This window comes from Nostoc sp., from assembly GCF_036917455.1.
Classification (GTDB): domain Bacteria; phylum Cyanobacteriota; class Cyanobacteriia; order Cyanobacteriales; family Nostocaceae; genus Nostoc.
The window spans coordinates 1-3,859 of record NZ_JBALDK010000106.1 but is presented as its reverse complement, the minus strand read 5'-3'; the positions used below and the strand labels follow the sequence as shown (position 1 = coordinate 3,859).

The 3,859-nt window shown below is 38.8% G+C and carries 2 protein-coding genes, 1 pseudogene and 1 riboswitch; all 3 genes and pseudogenes read left to right on the top strand.

Annotation, left to right across the window (positions count from 1 at the left end):
- Positions 1-13: 13 nt before the first annotated feature.
- Positions 14-163, top strand: a riboswitch (cobalamin riboswitch).
- Between the two features lie 405 nt (positions 164-568).
- Positions 569-2,608 (top strand): TonB-dependent receptor plug domain-containing protein, encoded by a 2,040-nt coding sequence (locus V7K42_RS11900; protein WP_334916370.1) that lies wholly within the window; start codon positions 569-571, stop codon positions 2,606-2,608.
- A 35-nt stretch (positions 2,609-2,643) separates the two neighbouring features.
- Complete coding sequence (locus V7K42_RS11895) at positions 2,644-3,516, top strand: (2Fe-2S) ferredoxin domain-containing protein (protein ID WP_334916368.1); 873 nt, start codon at positions 2,644-2,646, stop codon at positions 3,514-3,516.
- Between the two features lie 156 nt (positions 3,517-3,672).
- A pseudogene (locus V7K42_RS11890) lies at positions 3,673-3,859 on the top strand (ABC transporter substrate-binding protein); the annotation flags it as partial.

Genomic DNA, 3,859 nt, shown 5'->3' with positions numbered 1-3,859 from the left:
AATAACTATGGTAATGTGACACATAACTGTCGGTTCTGATGGTGAGCAGCCATCAGGCGCAAGGGGGAAAGTTCGGTGTAAATCCGGCGCTGTCCCGCAGCTGTAATGAGACGAATAGAACGTGTCTCAAAGTCAGAATGCCCGCCGACTCACTCTAGACACAAAACATTTATCTGCGAGGCACAGATGATACATTTGATTAATAAATTTCATGGGTATAGATACTGTTTTAATCCAGTACCCTCTGCAAGTTTTACTAATTCGCTTCGCTGTTAGTAACGACACTCAATTTTGGGTTGTTCTATAGGAATTTGGGTATCCATAAGGAATACCACAAAATCTTTTTTGCTATCCAAATAGTATCCACCATGATTTAGGTATAGCAATGCTTTGCAGCAAGCTAGTTGAAGCCTAAATCTTAAAAACTCATAGCACAAATAAATACTTGCATTTACTGAAAACGAGGAATTTCATGTCCACTTCCCGTATAGTTACTTATTGTGAATTTTTCTCAAAAATCTTCGTTTTTACCACAATCTATGCGATGGTATGTGGGAGATACATAGCGATGCCTGCGGCGGGCTGCGCCTACGCTAATCAAGTTCCACAAATATCTGAGTTTCCCAAGTATGAAGGTACTGCAAGAGACTTACAACCAGTTGCACAAGTAACACCTGAAAATATCCCAGCTTCCACAGAAGAACCAGATATTGAACTAACAGTCATCGACAAGCTATTGAATGAACCCGTCTACTCACCCTTTCGCCGTGAGGGGACAGTGAAAGATTCCACCCGTCCGGTTTATGTAATTACGGGTGAAGAGATGGAAGCGCAGGGTGCTAGAACTGTCAGAGAAGCACTAAAATTTCTTCCAGGTATCTTGCCTGATGGTACAGTTGGTACAGAAGTAAACGCCTTAAGCGGTCAATTTATCCGGGGTTCTAACTCTGCACAAGTCTTGATTTTGCTTGATGGTAGACCAATTAACGATTTGGGTTCTGGTGGTTTTGACCTTTCAGAATTTACCACCAATATCGTTGAAAGAGTCGAAGTATTACCAGGTGGTGGTTCTACCCTTTATGGTTCCGATGCAATTGGGGGAGTGATTAATATTATCACTCGTCGTCCTACAGAAAAAGTGACGACACAAGCAGGAGTCACCGTTGGCGCGTATGGGTTAAATCAACAGACTATCAACAGTAGCGGTAAAATAGGGGATATTGGTTGGGTTGTAGGTTACAACCGTACCGAAGCCGAAAATAACTATCCTTTTTCTATCCCATCCGCGAATTTCAAGGGAACTAGGGAAAATAATGATGTTCTCTACAATAACTTTAATGTCAAGCTGGAGGCGGATTTAGGGAAACGCAACACCCTAACCCTCTCAACCATATATTTAGGTAAAGACCAAGGAGTACCAGGAGGAGTCCCCGTTCCTGAGCCATTATATGGTCAAGGCTATTTTAACTCATTGACGAATAGCGATCGCAAATACACAGACCAAGTTCTCACCGATTTAACCTGGAACTCAAAATTAGGAGGTGGGGATGATTCACTGCTAACAGCCAGAGTTTACGCAGATTTCCTTAACACTCGCTATGATAGTCGCAATTCATCCCAAGCACGATATGATAACGGGCAGACTTCTTATGGATTGCAAACACAACACAGTTGGAAATTTGCTAATAATCAAACCCTAGTTTATGGCTTTGATTATCGCAATGTATCAGCTACTAATAGTACATTCAACTTTTCTGCTAATACAAAAACAGTCACTTACGACGATAGTATTAGTCAAGGGGCACTATTTGCTAGATATGAAATTAACTTTACCCCTAGTTTCACTGCCAACTTAGGTTTACGCCAGGATTTTAGCAGCTTGACAAATGGCTCTTTTACGTCACCGAGTGTAGGAGCAAAATTTTCACTTACAGATTCTACCACTCTCAGAGCTAACTATATCAAGAATTTCCGTGCGCCGAATCTTTTCAGCTTATATGCCAATGGTGGTAGTTACGTTGGTAATCCTAATCTCCGTCCAGAGAAAGGCGATAGTTATGATATCGGAATTGACCAGAAGTTAGGCAATTTTGGTTTATTGCGCTTGACCTATTTTAACAACACAATATCAGATTTAATCGCCTATAACTTTGCTGTTCCCGTAGCTACTTATGAAAATATTGGTAAGGTTCGCACTACAGGAATCGAAGCAGTTTTAAATTTGCAGCTAGCAAAGAATGTCTACGCTTTTGTTAGTTATACAGCAAATGATCCCCGGATTTTGAAAAGTACAAATTCTGCCGAAATTGATAAAGAATTACGATTCGCAGGTGCAGATAGTTTAAATGCAGGACTTTCTTATGAAACTCGTCAAGGTTTATATGCTGGAATACTGATGCATTCTTTAGGTGCATATCCCATAAACAATACTAATACGGAATTTTTGTCTGGTTATACTACTTTTGATTTCAAAATGCGGGTTTCTCTCAGTAAAACATTAGTATTAACAGGCAGTTTGGATAATATCTTTAACCAGAGATACCAATTATTTCCTGGTTATCCTGATGGAGGGAGGGTTTTTCAAGTTGGGTTGAGTTCTACGTTTTGAAGTCAAGAGTTTTTTCACGCAGAGAGGAGTTTTGAATGACTGAATTTAATTGTTGGGTAACTCCAGTAAATAAGGTTGTGATTGAGGCTTTATCTACTGAGGGGTCTATTGAATATGAATATTTTGATTCTAGTACCGATGTTTTGTCGTCGCTACTTTACACTCTATTTCAGCAAAATTGGCAGCAAGTAGGGGTAGGGCATATTGTTCAAGGAGGTGTATTAGAATTAGAATTTAATGCTCCACCCAAAATTTGTATCCTCTATGATGGATATCTCACAGTAGTTACAGAAGGTTGGCATTTGCACTTATGTATTGAGGCTAATTTAGGTGGTCCTCATTGTAAAACTCCTTTAGAATTAAGGCAACAACGTCAAGTAAATCGTGCTGCATTTTATCGACGCTTTAATGCAGAAGGTATCCCTAGAAGTTGGGGAATCGATTTTTGGAATGGTGCAGATGAAAATCTCATGACTATTTTCTTGCCAAATCCGTATGTAGAAGGTGAGAATTTATTACCAGAAGGTAAGCCGAATTTATCAAAGTTAGCTTTGTATGAGGAACTACGAGATATTTATGTATTGGGAAACAAACCTATACCGTTTACTAAAAACCCCCTCAAACATTCTTATATCTCAGTTTGCACTTCTACTCGCTGTCTTCCTTCACGCAAATGGCAATCCACATTTGATGCTTTAAAATCAGCAGTTGAAAATGCAGGTTTAGACATAGAAGTAAGAACATCTGGCTGTTTGGAAGTTTGCCAACAAGGGCCAGTTGTATTTTATTCTGATGATAGAACTTGGTACACTCGCGTTAACTCAAATATAGCTGAAACTATTGTCAATGAACATTTGGTAAAAGGTAACAAAATTATTGAACATTGCTATCCACAAAATTCTGTATAACTTCTATTTTTAAAAATCTCACGCGAGGACATAAAATAGATTTTATTTAGTTCATCTTCTTTTCTCTTTTTCTGTAACTCTCTGCGACTTCGCATCACCCTACGAGAAGCCGCAAAGCGTCTACTGCGTGAGAAAAATTCTATTTCCTCAAATCCCATGAAATTGGTAAAACATCATCGCTTAAAACCCATTATTTTTTTATGCCAATTCTTCTTAATTGCCACTTTAATTATTGCTTGCCATACTACAGCAATTAATACCTTTACAAATACCAATAATAACGGCTGTATTCAAAAATATGACTCCAATACTGATTACTTTCCTAATAAAATTCAGATTACTC

Excerpts from the sequence above, each read along its gene's own strand:
- V7K42_RS11900 (WP_334916370.1), top strand. The coding sequence starts at position 569 with ATGCCTGCGGCGGGCTGCGCCTACGCTAATCAAGTTCCACAAATATCT.
- V7K42_RS11895 (WP_334916368.1), top strand. The coding sequence starts at position 2,644 with ATGACTGAATTTAATTGTTGGGTAACTCCAGTAAATAAGGTTGTGATT.